The following is a 14,917-nucleotide window of genomic DNA, read 5'->3' as shown; positions in this document are numbered from 1 at the left end:
AATGCCGTAATGTGGCTGACGAAAAGGGCCAATTTCTTAGAGATTATCCCCTTTTAAAATAGGAGAATCTCTCCTATAATAGACATATGTATTCGAAAAGGAGGCTACGTTATGCCATATACACCGATAAACGATGAAATACTGACCAGGCTGAAAGAAATTGCCGGCAGCAAAAATGTCCTTACAGAGACTGACGCCATGCAGCCATACAGCCATGACGAAGTAACCGATCCGGCATACCACCATATGCCGGAAGCCGTCGTATTTGCCGAATCAGCCCAACAGGCCGCGGCCATCGTACAGCTGGCCAACGAGTATCATTTCCCTGTCGTTCCCCGCGGTGCCGGAACAGGGCTGGCCTGCGGAGCTGTTCCCATCTATGGAGGCATCGTATTGTCACTGGAAAAAATGAACCATATCCTGGAAATCAATACAGACAGCCTGTACGCAGTCGTTGAACCGGGTGTGCGCACGTCAGATTTGCAAAAAGCCGCTGAAGAAAAAGGATTATTCTATGCCGGCGACCCCTGCAGCGGCGATTCCTGTTTCATCGGCGGAAACATCGCGACCAATGCCGGTGGCAACCGGGCCGTAAAATACGGGACAACGCGGCATCAGGTCTATTCCATTGAAATCGTAAATCCTACGGGACGGATTGTACAGCTCGGTGCCCGCCTGCAGAAGCAATCGACGGGATATTGTCTGGATCAGCTGGTCATCGGATCAGAAGGAACACTGGGCATCATCACCAAAGCCACGTTGAAATTACTCCCCAAACCCCGGTACAAGCTGGACCTTCTCGCCGTGTTCGACGACACAGCAGCGTCCATCGGCGTCGTCAATAAAATCATAAAAGCCGGCATAACGCCGACGTGCGTTGAGTTTATGGACAACATCACCATCAAATCCGTAGAACGCTATCTGAACGAAACGCTCCAAGGCAGCGATACGGGCAATTATCTGATTGTGGAAGTAGAAGGCACGAGTGAAGACGACCTCGATGATAAAGCCATCGTCCTCGACGAACTGTGCACGGCCAGTGGTGCTTCTTCCGTACTGGTCGCCGACCCGGCCCGGATCTGGCAGGCCCGCAAGGCCTTTGCCGAAGCGGTACGTGCCGAAAGCCTTATCGTATGTAAGGAAGACGTCGTCGTCCCTGTCGATCAGGAGCCGCGGCTTCTGGCCCGGATTCTGGAACTGGCCCGGAAATATGGCCTCATCACACGCATCGCCAGTCATGCCGGAGATGGCAATATTCATTTGAACATTTTGAAAAACGAGGACCTCACATACGAACAATGGGAAGAAAAAGTTTCGGAAAATCAGCAGGAGCTGTATCGTTTCATTTATCAGCTGGGTGGCCGTCTGTCTGGTGAACACGGAATTGGCAGCAAACGCAAGGCATTGATGGAAGAATTCACCAATCCCGACGAACTGGCCATGATGCGGGCCGTAAAAAAAGCGCTCGATCCAAACAACATCCTCAATCCCGGTAAAATCTTTGATGTGGAATGAATACCTGAAAGGTGTCTCTTTACTTCCTTTCTATTTGCAGGTATAATAGAATAATCTTCAGGGCAGGGCGCAATCCCCGACCGGCGGTGACAGTCCGCGAACACGCAGTGTACGATTTGGTGAAATTCCAAAACCGACAGTAGAGTCTGGATGAGAGAAGATATGATGATAGTGTATGTGTATTCTTATTGTCATAAAGCCCTGTGCATGCATAGTGCAACAGGGCTTTTAATTATATACAGGAGGTTTCTGATGGATACAAAAGAACAAACATATAATACGATTGAAGAAGCAATCCAGGAATTGCAGTCTGGTCATATCGTCATGGTTGCCGACGATCCCGAACGGGAAGATGAAGCCAACTTCATCTGCGCTGCCCAGTACTGCACCCCGGAAAACGTCAATTTCATGATGAATCATGGCAAGGGACTCATCTGCCTGCCCGTCAGTCAGGAATATGCCCATAAGCTGGGCTTGTTCCCTATGGTAGGCGAAAACACCAACAACAACCATACGGCTTTTACCGTTTCTATCGACTATAAAGATACAGATTCGGGTATCACGGCAGAAGACCGGGCCCGTACTATCCAGAAAGCCGCGACAGATTCTATCTCAGCTGATGATTTTACCCGGCCGGGACATGTATTTCCCCTGACCGGCGTCAAGGGCGGTGTCCTCATGCGCAACGGCCACACGGAAGCCACATTGGACCTGTTGCGCCTGGCCGGGCTGAAGCAAGTCGGCGTATGCTGCGAAATCCTCGATGAACGCGGCGAAATCATGCACTCCAAGGCACTTTGGGAACTGGCCCGCACTCACCACCTGACTTTCGTCTCCATCCACGATCTGCAGAATTACTGCCGTCGTCATGACAAACACGTCGTGCGGGAAGCTACGGCAAAGATGCCTACCAAATACGGCGAATTCAAGATTTACGGTTATATCAATGACCTGACCGGGGAACACCATGTCGCCCTCGTCAAAGGCGAAATCGGCGATGGCAAAAATCTCCTCTGCCGGGTCCATTCGGAATGCCTGACCGGTGATGTCTTCGGTTCCTGCCGCTGCGACTGCGGTGAACAGCTGGCCGCCGCCCTGACGCAGATCAATAAGGAAGGGCGGGGCATCCTCCTGTATATGCGCCAGGAAGGACGCGGCATCGGCCTCATCAATAAGCTCAAAGCCTATGCCCTGCAGGAACAGGGGTATGACACAGTAGAAGCCAACGAAAAACTGGGCTTTGCCCCGGATCTCCGCGAATACTGGATCGGTGCCCAGATACTCCAGGACCTGGGGGCCCGGGAATTACGGCTCCTTACCAATAATCCCCTCAAGATTTACGGTCTCGAAGGGTTTGGCGTGGAAATCGTCGAACGGGTTCCCATTGAAATGCCGGCCCAGAAATTTGATGAATTCTATCTGGAAACTAAGAAAAATAAGATGGGGCATATCTTGACTCATCTGAAATAAGTGATTGTAAAAAAGGCAGTAGCATTACGCGTTTTTGCGTAATGCTACTGCTTTTTTAAGCGGAATCATATGTGTATTACGTAATCTTAAGCTGCGCCGCCTTCATTATCGGCTTCACCGCTGGACCATACTTTCTGTGCATAGATGGCATTGAACAACAGAGCGGCCTGTAACGCCACCTGGGACAAGTTGGCTCCCAGGGTGCCAATCGTGTTGTCCCCCAGTACCATCTGAATCGATAAAATCGTCCAATAAATAAAATTGGCAATATTGACAAAAATCCAGAGAGACCAGTTTTCATTATACTTCAGAATGTAGAGAATCTGAGCTATAAAGCTGACTACGAAGTTAATGGAATCAAAATAAGGCAGCTGGCCGCCTACCTGGGCCAGGACGAACCAGCCGGCCGCCCAGGCAATGAAGGCTGCCATAAATACTTTTTTCCGCGTCCCCGGTTGAAACGAATGAGTCGTTTCCTGATGCCCCCACATATACCATCCTATCGGCTGGGAAATGACATAGACGATATCCATGGCAAAAGACCCATAGGCATGGCTGATCCAGGCAATGTATGTCATGGCAACGCATTGTACAAAGCCAAAGATAAAAGATATTTTACGGCCTTTCATGCCGTATACCAGACAAAGCACTCCGGCTACGCCGGAAATCATGCCGACGATGCTGTCGGGGGCGATGGCATAGACGACGAGCTGCAATAAAATCAGCACGGCCACATAGGTAACTTCAAAGCGCTTCCAGTTGGTAAAGAGCTGGCTATAAAACCAATTATGCTGTGTTGTTTCCATATTATGCTTCTCCTTCCGGATCAGAAAGGATCTGCAGAGCCGTCACGAGCGAGTCCTGTTCTCCCTTTGCCATGAGATCGGCACTATTCACTAAATCATTGACACCTTCTGCCAGGTCTCCCTGATAGAGGACGACATTATTCAGGATCGACAATGTTTCCATATGGCGCAAGCGGCCGATAATCATCAGAATCCCCGATTCCATATCATCGGCGACAATGCCCTTTTCAGACCAGAACGCTTCGGTCTTATCATTGTCATCCATATAAAATCCATCGTGCGAACGGATAATGCCATAACAGGCCTTTGGAGCATATGTATGGGCCAGGGCCAGGAGCCGGAAGGACGGTACGGCCGGATATATTTCCGGCACATACTTGCGGGACAGTCCATCATCGCGGACAGCTCCTTCGGCAATCACTAACTGCCCTAGCGGTATATCATGCTGCATGGCTCCGGCAGAACCGACGCGGATAACCCGTTTAATACCGACATTATGCATTTCTTCCACGGCAATGCCCGCAGACGGTGCTCCGATTCCTGTAGACATAGCTAGTATCTTTTTCCCCTTGTACATGCCAATAATGGATTTGTATTCCCGGTTACAGGCCCAGGGAACGACATGATCCATCAATTTCGCAATCGTATCTACCCGTGCAGGATCTCCCATGATAATGGCAGAATCCGTGTCAATGGCTTTGGTCAGCTGGGTATGGGGCTGAGGAATTTCTTTCGCTTCCATACTGAATCCTTCTTTCCCTTTTGTCTAAATAATCGTAATACGGCCCTGTGGTTTTGCATACGTATCTCCCACGTTTCCTCCCAGAGCTTCTTTGATATAATTGCGGGCAGCATCGACATCGAGATAATCGACATCACCAACCGTTACTTTAGCGGGATCTGTCAAGGCAGAATAGGTATCGCCACCCGATGTCAGATAATCGGGAACGACGATGCAATACGTCGCATCGGGGTTGAAGGATTTGCCACCTACTTTTGTAATGGTCACGCGGCTTCCCGGTTTTGCCGGACTATAATAGGTGGAATGAGGATATACGTCCCCTTTGGCATAAGGTACCCGCGTATCGACGGTGTATTCAATCCCTGCTACCTGCGGAAATGCACCAATAGCTTTCGGGGTCGTACAGGTTGCGGCTTCCAGGATTTCCAATAACGTCGATCCTTTCATCGTCACATATTGGAGGTAGTTGTGATAAGGCATGACGAGCAGCAAATCATTTTCTGTGATTTTTCCCTTGTTGATAGAAGCACGGATACTGCCGCCATTCATGATAGCCCCATCAACACGGACATGCTGTAACACCGTAGCCTGACGTACCTGCCACAGGAAGGCATCGGCCAGAAAATCACCCAGATTCGTTTCTTCAGTCCGGACGCCGGGTGCGCGTGTGCCATCGAGTGTCATCGCCGTTGTGCCGACCACACTGGCCAATTTCTTGGTAATACGGGCCTGTGCCTTATCTACTATAGCTTTTACTTTAGGATCTTCCTTATTATATCGTCCATAAGGATACAGGTCTTCTTTCCATTTCCCATCAACCTGTTGAATGACACCGATATTGGCCAGATGTGCCCCCGTTTCGGCTAACAGTGTGTCGTTTACTGTACGGTCTTTTATGACATGATCATGGCCATCAATAAAAATGTCAATTCCCTGAACGTGATTGAGCACATCGTCCGACCGGTCTCCCGCTGCATCGGGAGCACTTCCCAGATGACCGATGGCAATGACCAGATCACAGTCTGCATCTTTTAATGCATTGACTTCCTTTTGAGCAGCCGTATACATATTATCTTTAGCCAGGAACGTCAGTCCCCGCGTACTTTTCGGGTTGGAAGTCGTCACCGTCGAAGGGGTCGTCAGGCCAAATACGCCAATGTTCAGATTGCCTTTTTTAAGGATGGCATGTGTCTTCGGAGTAAACGGCTTTCCCGTGGCGTCTACGATGATATTCGCTGACATGACGGGGAAATGAGCCTGCTTGATGCGCTGTTGTGTGACATCCGCCCCATAATCGAATTCATGATTGCCCAGGGCCATGGCATCGTATCCGGCGGCATTCATGAAATCAATAGCCGTTTTTCCTTTGCTCAGATTGACCAGATTGTTGTCCTGGATTGCATCCCCTGCATCGAGCAGTAATACTTGTTTTCCCTGGGCTTCAAAATCTTTTCTGAGTGCCGCAACGGTTGCCATACCGTTGACACCATCGGCACGCTGATCGTATCCATGAGTATCGTTAGTATGCATAATGACCAAATGAGAATAATCTGCTGCAAATGCTGAACTGACTAAACAGGACAGAACCAGCGCCAGGGCTGCAGTTTTCTTTTTCATGTGTACCCCTCCAATTAAGTTACTCTAATGCTATACGTTTGTTATATATTTTCATTAGTATTATACACTAACTAACAGAAATATTCAGATTTTTTTCCATATGGCAGTTCCCTTTCCCGTCTAAATCAGCTATGGAACAGGGTAAACGTTTCTTTATTATAATCAATAAGGCCATCCCGCTTCATTCTGCCCAATTCAGCCGACATGGCAGACCGGTCTACGGATAAAAAATCTGCCAGCTGCTGCCGGTTAAATTCGATGGAAAACGTATCCTTGCCTCTTTTTCTCGCTTCGTGTGACAAATAGGCCATCAGTTTTTGCCTTGTCGAACGCTGTGACATGTATCGTATTTTTTCAGTCAGTACAAGATTTTTTCCAGCCAATACTGCCAGCAGATTGGCCGCCAATGTTTTCTGACTTTCCGTCAGCATCGTATGGCCACCCAGGATGTAGCGGAGATTGATGAACAACACTTCACTTTTTTCTACCGCCATGACATCGACGGCAGAACGGGCATCGGGAAGACTGGCAAAAGCTTCTGCAAACATGCCTCCTGCAGGGATATATGCCAGTATATTACGATTTCCCCAGTAATCCTCTTGTATAATATGGACACTACCATGTAGAACAATGCCCAATGCATGCACTTCATCACCGGCATAAAAGATAAAATTTCCCTTATCGTATGAACGTACACGGCTTCCCATATCTTTAAGGAGTACATCGATTTCCTTTTCGTTAATTCCCAGAAATAAGGGCAATTTTTTTAATACAGTCACATTTTGATTCATTTCGCACCTCATTGTTAGAATAACAACAGATTTTTCTTTCTTATTGTACTATACTAATGATATAAACAAAAGCACTCTGAATAAAAGTATATCATAAAACCCTGTGTATTAAGGAGGAAATTCAAATGAAACGTAAAATCATTCACATCAATCAGGATAAATGTAACGGCTGCGGCTCCTGTGCCCGGGCCTGCCACGAAGGAGCGATTGCCATGATAAACGGCAAAGCCACGCTGCTGCGGGACGACTACTGTGATGGCCTGGGTGACTGTCTTCCCCATTGCCCGACCGATGCCATTACCTTTGAAGAACGTGAAGCGGCTCCCTATGATGCCCAGGCGGTAGCGGAACACCAAAAAGCACATTATACCGGAACGGGCTGCCCCGGAAGCCGCATGCAGACACTGCATCAGGAGCAGCCTGTCTGTCCCGGCCAGAAGAGCCAGGTACTTACAGGCCAGGATTCTGGATGCGCATCATCCCAGCCGTCCCTGTCCCGGTTGCGCCAATGGCCGGTACAAATCAAACTGGTACCAGCCCATGCACCATATTTTAACGGTGCCCGGCTCCTCATCGCCGCCGATTGCACCGCCTATGCTTATGGCCGTTTTCATGAAGACTTCATCAAAAACCGTATCACCCTTATCGGCTGCCCCAAACTGGATGACATCGACTATTCAGAAAAGTTGACGGAAATCATCCGCAGCAATGACATAAAAGAAGTAACTATCGTCCGCATGGAAGTTCCCTGCTGCGGTGGACTGGAAATGGCAGCCAAAAAAGCCTTGCAGCAGAGTGGCAAGTTCATTCCCTGGCAGGTGGTTACCATCTCCCTTGACGGAAACATATTAGATAAATAAATCAGCTCTATAAAAAGAAACGGGCGTGCGAAAGCAAAACTGCTTTGCACGCCCGTTTCTTTTTCACTGCACATTGACATTCCATTCTTCCTTCAAAGTAGAAAGACACATGAATGTCTGAGATGAAGCTACCGTCGGAATTTCATTGAGCTCTTCCATGAGGAAATGTTCCAGATCGTCCGGTGTCTTGACCAATACCTTCAGCAGGTAGTCAAAAGCACCGACCACATGATGGCATTCCAATACCTGGTTAAATTCGACAACTTTCTGGCGGAATTCTTCCACATCACCGGAACGTTCCAGGTTGACCATAATAAAGGCCGTGACGTTATAGCCCGTCTTGCGGCGGCTGATTTTAGCCCCATAGCCTTCAATAATACCATTGTGTTCCATTTTACGGATTCGTTCTGAAACAGCCGGTATAGACAGGCCGACTATTTTGCTGATTTCCGTAGCTGAAGCCTTGCCATTCTTCTTAAGAATTGTCAGGATTTTTTCGTCAATATGATCCATTCAGGTTACATCCCCCTTACGTTAGTTAATGCAAGATTAAAAAATTTCTGCATACATATATTATCTTACATTATAAAGGAAATGTAAATATATAATTTAAAATTTATTGAATGTCTTTATAATCAATCGTATAACGAGAAAATCCACAGAATACAGGATTTACTTCACCAGATGAAAGTCCTCGTTAAGATCAGAAAAATGGTCCTTAAACCCTTCCGTCATGTATACAGTGCCGTCTTCCGCCGTTATTTCGCCTTCTACACCATCCAGATTTTTAAGGAATTCCATCCCTTTTTCAGGTCCAAGGACAAAGATAATGGTCGTAAACATGTCACTGAGCATACCGGCATGATCAACCTTTCCATCAATGACGACAGAATCACTCATAACGCCGGAACGGGCTGGTCGGCCGGTCCGCGGATCAAAAATATGATGGTAGCGGATGCCATCCTGGATGAAGTACCGTTCATAATCCCCGGAAGTGCCTAAGGCCTGATTCTCAATAGAAACGATGCCCAGATACGTATCGGGAGAATCATTGCGGGGATGGCGGATACCAATTTTCCATGGCTTATCCTTGCCCGTCCTGCCGACGGCATACATAGAACTGGCCCCCATGTTGATGAGCCCGCTCTGAATGTGGTGGGCTTCATAAATCTTGCGAACTTCATCGACGGCAAAACCCTTGGCGATACCGCCCAGATCGAGGCACATCCCTTCTTTCGCCAGCATGACGCTGTGAGTTCCCGGTTCGAGCAGGATATCCTTATAATTTACGTGAGTCAGGGCCGATGCAATTTCTTCATCGGACGGAACATGCTGGTCATCATTTCCGATATCCCACAATTTTGTGATGATACCGACACTGATGTCCCATGCCCCCTGGGTCTTTTCCGAATATTCTTTGGCAATGGCAATCATTTCATAGACTGACGGGTCTACCTGGACATAGGATTGACCGGCCGCTGCATTGATGCGGCTTATATCACTATCCGGATTTTGGGCACTGGCCAGACTATCGAGCTGATGTACCCGTTCGAGCCCTTCTTCTACGGCTTCTTTTGCTTCTTTTCCTTCTGCCCGCAGCTGAATCGTTGTATCCATGGCAATGGTGCTCTTATTATAAGACTGCTCCGGATGCAGTGAACACCCGGAGCAGCTCATAACGATCAAAAGCGCAGCCATGCTGAGATAACGGGCATAGCGTTTCAGATCCATATATTAACCTACGTTTTCTTTCGTTTCTTCTTTCTTATAGACGCCTTTAATCATTTCACCGATAGCACCAGTCGGGCACTTGGTCAGGCAGGTAGCATTGTCACAATGGTGGCAGACATCCTGATTGACAACGGCGAGGTGATCGATAATCTTGATGGCTTCTTCATCTTTATGCGAGCAGTTGCGCATGCAGGAACCGCAGCCCAGGCAGAGGGCTTTACAGTTCTTCATAGCTGGTGCACCAAAATCTTTGGAGCTGCAGCTTACGCTTACTTTTGCACTGATAGGAAGCAGTTCTATTACATGGTTCGGGCAGACACTGGCGCATTTGCCGCAGCCAGTGCAGATATCTTTATTGACCTGGGGCAGACCATTTTCGCCCATGGTCATAGCGCCGAACGGACAGCTGCGTACGCAGTTGCCAAATCCAAGGCAGCCGAATTTACAGAACTTGGGACCCTGCTGGACCAGCTTGGCAGCAGCACAGTCATGTACGCCCTTGTATTCAAAAGCAAGTTTGGCAATACCATTGCCGCCACGGCATTTGACGTGGGCATATTTCGGTTCCGTTGCTTCAGCGACTTTCCCTGTCAGTTTAGCTACGACAGCAGCAACAGCTGCTTTGCCAGGTACGCAGAGATTGGGCGGAACATCCGGATCGAGAACGACAGCTTCAGCATATTTTGCACAACCGGCAAAACCACAAGCACCACACTGACCTTGTGGCAGTGCTTCTTTAACTTCGCCGATGAGCGGATTTTCTTCCATGGCAAACTTCTTATCTGCCGAGGCCAGGACAAAGCCAAATACGAGGCCAATGCAGGTCAGAATGACGACAGCCATGATCGCGGTTAACGTATAATCCATGATCTAGTACATCTCCTTTTCTCCGTTATATCATACCGGAAAAGCCGAGGAATGCCAGGGACAGCATACCAGCTACAACGAAGGCAATCGGTGTACCCTTGAGCGGTTCCGGTACATCTGCATAGTCCAGTTTTTCACGGCAGCTGGCCATGAGGATCAGAGCCAGAGCAAAGCCAAGGCCGGCACCAACGGCGAATACGATGTTTTCAACGAAGTTGTAATTGTTGGTAACACTGATAACAGGAACGGACAGAACGATACAGTTCGTTGCAATCAGCATAAGGTAAATCCCCCACATGTTATACAGCGTCGGAGATTCTTTCTTGATGACAATTTCCAATAGTTGCACGAAACTGGCAATCAGAATTACGAACGAAATCGTACGCAGGAATTCCAGATGAAGTGGAACGAGAACCTGCGTGTAAAGCAGCCAGGCCAGGATTGTACTGAGGGTAATGACGGACGTTACGGCAAAGCCCATCCCGACGGATGCATTTAAGTTCTTGGAAACGCCGAAGAAGATACACAGGCCCAGGAACTTGGTCAATACGAAGTTGTTAATCAGAACAGCTCCGATAAACAGCGTAAAATATGCGCCCATTATCCTTCAACCCCTTTCAATTGTCTCTGTCTTTCAACATGCTTATTCCAGATTTTGAAACCGGCCATGATGAAACCGATGAGCATGAAAGCTCCCGGCGGCAGGGCCATGATCAGGGCAGGCTGATAAGCATCGCCAAAGACCGGCATGCCAAAGAAGGTGCCATTGCCAAGGATTTCACGGATAAAGGAAATAAGGAACATAGCAATCGTAAAGCCGATGCCCATGCCCATACCATCGAGGAACGAAACGACGACGCCGTTTTTGGAAGCAACCGATTCTGCACGTGCCAGGATGATAGCAAATACGACAACCAGGTCGAGGTATACGCCCAGAGCTTTATACAGGTCCGGAGCATAGGCCTGCAGGAACAACTGTACGCACGTTACGATGGTAGCAATACAGGTGATGTATACAGGGATACGGACTTTTTTGTTAATCAATTTGTGGATAATCGAAACTACCGTGTTGTTGGCGGTAATAACGAACCATACTGTACAACCCATGGTCAGACCATTGACGACACTGGTTGTAACGGCGAGGCCCGGGCACAGGCTCAAGGCCAGGACGAAGTACGGGTTTTCTTCAATAATGCCTCTAGTAAATACTTTCCAAAGATTCATTATCATTTACCCCCTAACTGCGCTGCTTTTTCAACAGCCTCTTTTACGCCTTTTGTAAAGGCCCGGGAAGAAATGGTGGCACCCGTCATAGCCTGAATTTTATCTTTTTCAGAGGCATTTTTGGTAACTTCCAGATTTTCTGCTTTTTTGCCTTTGAACTGGTCTTTAAACGGGGATTTAGCACCTCTGTCGCCGAGGCCCGGAGTTTCATTGGCTTCGAGAACCGTATAATCGATGACTTTGCCATCCATGGAAACGGCGGTCAGCATTTTGATCGGTCCGCCATATCCTTTCGGAGCCGTCGGAATGATATACGCTACTTTCTGTCCGCCCTTCTGAGCGATGAACGTATCCGTTTCACCAGGAACAGGAACGAACTGGTCAGCATCGACCAGGGCTTTCATGGAATCCTGTTTCATCTGTTCTGCTTTCGCTGCAGCCGTCGGGCCGGTAATGAAGAATACGAGACCGATGATACAGCCGGAAACGAGGCACGTGCAAACCAGATTCATAGCGATTTTGAAGATACCGCTCTTATTATTGTCTGCCATTTTATTTAGCCCCCTTTGCCTTTACTTCACCGAAGACGGTCGGTTTGACGAGACGGTCAATCAGCGGAGTCAGTGTGTTCATGAGCAGGATGGAATAGCAAACGCCTTCCGGATACCCGCCGAGCACACGGATCAGTACGGTAATAAGGCCTGCACCGAGTGCAAAAATAATCTGGCCTTTCAGTGTAATCGGAGCCGTGACCATATCTGTTGCCATGAAGAAAGCACCAATAATGAGGCCGCCGGCCATCATTTCAAATACAGCAGCATTAGGGCTGTAAATAATAGCAGTAAGAACGCCGACAGTTGCAATCATGACAACCGGAACCTGCCATTTGATGTAACCTTTCCAGATCAGATAGAGACCGCCGAGAATCAACAGGACCGTGCAGGTTTCACCAGCGGAACCGCTGCGCATGCCAAAGAACATCTGCTGATAAATGGTACCCCAGTCGGTGGCATTGAATGCATTGAACAATGCATCCTGACCGCCATGCTTGAAGGCATTCAGCGGAGTAGGTCCGGCAACGGCACTGACAGCAGCACTGCCGTCCATGTTAGTCCATGTCGTCATGGCAATCGGCCAGGAAACCATCAGGCCGGCACGGCCGACGTGAGCAGGGTTAAAGAGGTTATAACCAAGGCCGCCCATAGACTGTTTACATACGACGATGGCCAGGAAGGAACCGACGATGCTCATCCACCAGGGAAGGCTCGGCGGGCAGCACATCGCCAGCAGAAGGCCGGTGATGACGGCACTGCCATCGGTGATAGTGACTTTCTTGTGCAGTGCTTTTTCCCATAAAAATTCAAAAATAACTGCAGACACAACTGCAACGACCATGTTAAGAAGTGCATTGGCACCGAAATAGTAAACGCCGAACGCAGCAGCCGGTACGAGAGCAGCTACAACATTCCACATAATCTTAGGAATGCTTTCGTTACAGCGAACATGCGGTGAAGATGATACAGTAAGATTTAATTCCTGCATGTCTTTAGCATCCTTTCCTATAGTTTGTCCTTTCGCTTCTGGACTCATGATATCCCTTCTTCCAATTAGTTCTTAGCCTTTTGCGCATCGGCTTTGGCCTGTGCTGCTCTCTGCATAGCTTTGCATTGTGCCTTGGCGTTGCGGATATACTGGACGATATTGCGTTTTGCCGGGCAGGTATAAACGCAGCTGCCGCATTCTACGCAGTTCATGACACCGTATTCCATGCATTTATCCCATGCCTGGCAGGAAGAGAAGATGCTCAGCTGACTCGGGATAAGACCCATCGGACATGCTTCTACACAACGGCCGCAACGGATACACGGAGATTCTTCACCAACCTGGCATTTTTCAGGCGATAATGCGAGGATACCAGATGCACCTTTGGTAATAGGAACATCGAGCTGGTACTGGGCAAGACCCATCATCGGGCCGCCGCCGATTACCCGGTCGGGAGTCTGGGAGAAACCGCCGCAATAATCAATGACTTCCTGGAACAATGTACCAATACGGAGATTCAGGTTCTTCGGTTCCTTGATGCAGTCACCGGTTACAGTCGTCAGACGGGAAATGAACGGGATACCATGGCATACGGCATCGGTAACGGCAATGACCGTACCGACATTGCTTACGACACAGCCGACATTCATCGGCAGTCCGCCCGGTTCGACCTGACGGCCTGTCATGGCTTCAATCATCATTTTTTCAGCGCCCTGCGGATATTTCGTGACACAAGGCTGAACCGTAACTTCCGGAATATCTTTAAAAGCTTCTGTCAGTTTGGCGATAGCTTCCGGTTTATTATCTTCAATTCCGATATAACCCTGATGTACACCGAGAGCTTTCATGATAATCTGGACACCGGTTACCAGTTTCTGAACATATTCATCTTCTACCATGGCACGGTAGTCGCATGTCAGATACGGTTCGCATTCGGCACCGTTTACAATGAAAGTATCGACAGGTTTGTTAGGCGTAAATTTTACATGAGCAGGGAAGGTAGCGCCACCGCAGCCTACAACGCCTGCTTTTTTAATCAGTTCGATGATTTCCTTGCTTTCGAGCTTAGTCCAGTCCCGTTCCTGGGGAATGCCATCAGCCCATTCATCCTTACCATCCGATTTGATGACAACAGCCATGCACTTAACCATCATGTTGTGCGGCATGGGAGCTACCTTGACAACATCACCGGAAATAGAAGCATGGATGTCAGCATGGAGAAAAGCATCGCTCGTACCAATGAGCTGCCCTTTCTTGACATGATCGCCAACCTTGACTGTCGGAGTGCAAGGAGCGCCAAAATGCTGGCTCATCGGGATGACTACTTGATCCGGTATTGCTGGGGTTTCTATGGCTTTATCTTTTGCATAGATTTTGCCATCGTCAGGATGAACCCCACCTCTTTTAAAGGTTTTCAACATCAAAAATCACCTCATTAAATATATAATGAAAAAATAAAAACATTAAGCAACCAATTTAGAGAAGCGATACGTTTTCCGGCCCGGCATATTTCTTGTCTGTCAAAAACCTGTCGAATAACTTGACGCCTCTACAAGACGGCATGAAAGCCGTAATGCCGCCGATGAATTCCGACTGCACTATATCGTATCCCAAAGGGGTGCTTACAAATCTGCAATCACTAGGTGACCGCTCTTTCGAAAGCAGATAAACGTTTTATCAGGACAGAATTATCCACTTTCAATCGTTATCATTATATCATCATCTCTTTTATTATTCAATGTGAAAATTATA

Annotated in this window: 15 protein-coding genes and 1 riboswitch; of the genes, 3 read left to right on the top strand and 12 right to left on the bottom strand. The window is 48.2% G+C overall.

The window, feature by feature from the left end:
• The first annotated feature begins 111 nt into the window (after positions 1–111).
• Positions 112–1,515, top strand: coding sequence for an FAD-binding oxidoreductase (locus ACGTIC_RS03930; protein WP_059076705.1), 1,404 nt, complete (start codon positions 112–114; stop codon positions 1,513–1,515).
• A 49-nt stretch (positions 1,516–1,564) separates the two neighbouring features.
• A riboswitch (FMN riboswitch) is annotated at positions 1,565–1,681 on the top strand.
• A gap of 86 nt (positions 1,682–1,767) precedes the next feature.
• Positions 1,768–2,985, top strand: a complete 1,218-nt coding sequence (locus tag ACGTIC_RS03925) for a bifunctional 3,4-dihydroxy-2-butanone-4-phosphate synthase/GTP cyclohydrolase II (protein WP_059076704.1) — start codon at positions 1,768–1,770, stop codon at positions 2,983–2,985.
• Positions 2,986–3,071: 86 nt separating this feature from the next.
• On the opposite strand, the gene pnuC is transcribed toward ACGTIC_RS03925, so the two are convergent.
• From pnuC to ACGTIC_RS03905, 4 genes are all read right to left on the bottom strand, one after another.
• The gene (pnuC, locus tag ACGTIC_RS03920) at positions 3,072–3,791 is read right to left on the bottom strand and encodes a nicotinamide riboside transporter PnuC (RefSeq protein WP_113855424.1); all 720 of its coding nucleotides are present in this window, start codon (positions 3,789–3,791) and stop codon (positions 3,072–3,074) included.
• A gap of 1 nt (position 3,792) precedes the next feature.
• A complete protein-coding gene (locus ACGTIC_RS03915; RefSeq protein ID WP_113855423.1) occupies positions 3,793–4,533 on the bottom strand; it encodes a nucleoside phosphorylase in 741 nt (246 codons plus the stop codon).
• Positions 4,534–4,557: 24 nt separating this feature from the next.
• Complete coding sequence (locus tag ACGTIC_RS03910; protein WP_113855422.1) at positions 4,558–6,150, bottom strand: bifunctional UDP-sugar hydrolase/5'-nucleotidase; 1,593 nt, start codon at positions 6,148–6,150, stop codon at positions 4,558–4,560.
• Positions 6,151–6,275: 125 nt separating this feature from the next.
• Positions 6,276–6,941 (bottom strand): Crp/Fnr family transcriptional regulator, encoded by a 666-nt coding sequence (locus ACGTIC_RS03905; protein ID WP_113855421.1) that lies wholly within the window; start codon positions 6,939–6,941, stop codon positions 6,276–6,278.
• Between the two features lie 125 nt (positions 6,942–7,066).
• Here ACGTIC_RS03905 and ACGTIC_RS03900 point away from each other — a divergent pair, with 125 nt between their 5' ends.
• Positions 7,067–7,801: an ATP-binding protein gene (locus ACGTIC_RS03900; protein WP_113855420.1), complete on the top strand. Its 735-nt coding sequence runs from the start codon at positions 7,067–7,069 to the stop codon at positions 7,799–7,801.
• Between the two features lie 63 nt (positions 7,802–7,864).
• Here ACGTIC_RS03900 and ACGTIC_RS03895 read toward each other — a convergent pair whose 3' ends face one another.
• From ACGTIC_RS03895 to rsxC, 8 genes are all read right to left on the bottom strand, one after another.
• Positions 7,865–8,314, bottom strand: a complete 450-nt coding sequence (locus ACGTIC_RS03895; protein ID WP_059076698.1) for an Lrp/AsnC family transcriptional regulator — start codon at positions 8,312–8,314, stop codon at positions 7,865–7,867.
• A 159-nt stretch (positions 8,315–8,473) separates the two neighbouring features.
• On the bottom strand, positions 8,474–9,418 hold the full coding sequence (locus tag ACGTIC_RS03890) for an FAD:protein FMN transferase (protein ID WP_083501486.1): 945 nt from the start codon (positions 9,416–9,418) through the stop codon (positions 8,474–8,476).
• A gap of 117 nt (positions 9,419–9,535) precedes the next feature.
• Positions 9,536–10,399, bottom strand: coding sequence for an RnfABCDGE type electron transport complex subunit B (gene rnfB / locus ACGTIC_RS03885; protein ID WP_059076696.1), 864 nt, complete (start codon positions 10,397–10,399; stop codon positions 9,536–9,538).
• 25 nt (positions 10,400–10,424) lie between these two features.
• Positions 10,425–11,000, bottom strand: coding sequence for an electron transport complex protein RnfA (locus tag ACGTIC_RS03880; RefSeq protein WP_059076695.1), 576 nt, complete (start codon positions 10,998–11,000; stop codon positions 10,425–10,427).
• A complete protein-coding gene (gene rsxE, locus ACGTIC_RS03875; RefSeq protein WP_059076694.1) occupies positions 11,000–11,623 on the bottom strand; it encodes an electron transport complex subunit RsxE in 624 nt (207 codons plus the stop codon). The genes ACGTIC_RS03880 and rsxE overlap by 1 nt, the downstream gene beginning before the upstream one ends.
• 2 nt (positions 11,624–11,625) lie before the next feature.
• Positions 11,626–12,174 carry an RnfABCDGE type electron transport complex subunit G gene (locus tag ACGTIC_RS03870; protein ID WP_059076693.1) on the bottom strand — a complete coding sequence of 183 codons (549 nt, stop codon included), beginning with the start codon at positions 12,172–12,174 and terminating at the stop codon, positions 11,626–11,628.
• A 1-nt stretch (position 12,175) separates the two neighbouring features.
• Positions 12,176–13,213, bottom strand: coding sequence for an RnfABCDGE type electron transport complex subunit D (locus ACGTIC_RS03865; protein ID WP_113855419.1), 1,038 nt, complete (start codon positions 13,211–13,213; stop codon positions 12,176–12,178).
• 17 nt (positions 13,214–13,230) lie between these two features.
• On the bottom strand, positions 13,231–14,586 hold the full coding sequence (rsxC, locus tag ACGTIC_RS03860; protein WP_059076691.1) for an electron transport complex subunit RsxC: 1,356 nt from the start codon (positions 14,584–14,586) through the stop codon (positions 13,231–13,233).
• Between the last annotated feature and the right edge of the window lie 331 nt (positions 14,587–14,917).

Source organism: Megasphaera hexanoica (assembly GCF_043520715.1).
GTDB lineage: Bacteria > Bacillota > Negativicutes > Veillonellales > Megasphaeraceae > Megasphaera > Megasphaera hexanoica.
Note: the sequence above shows the minus strand (reverse complement) of the source record. Positions and strands in the feature narration are given on the sequence as shown.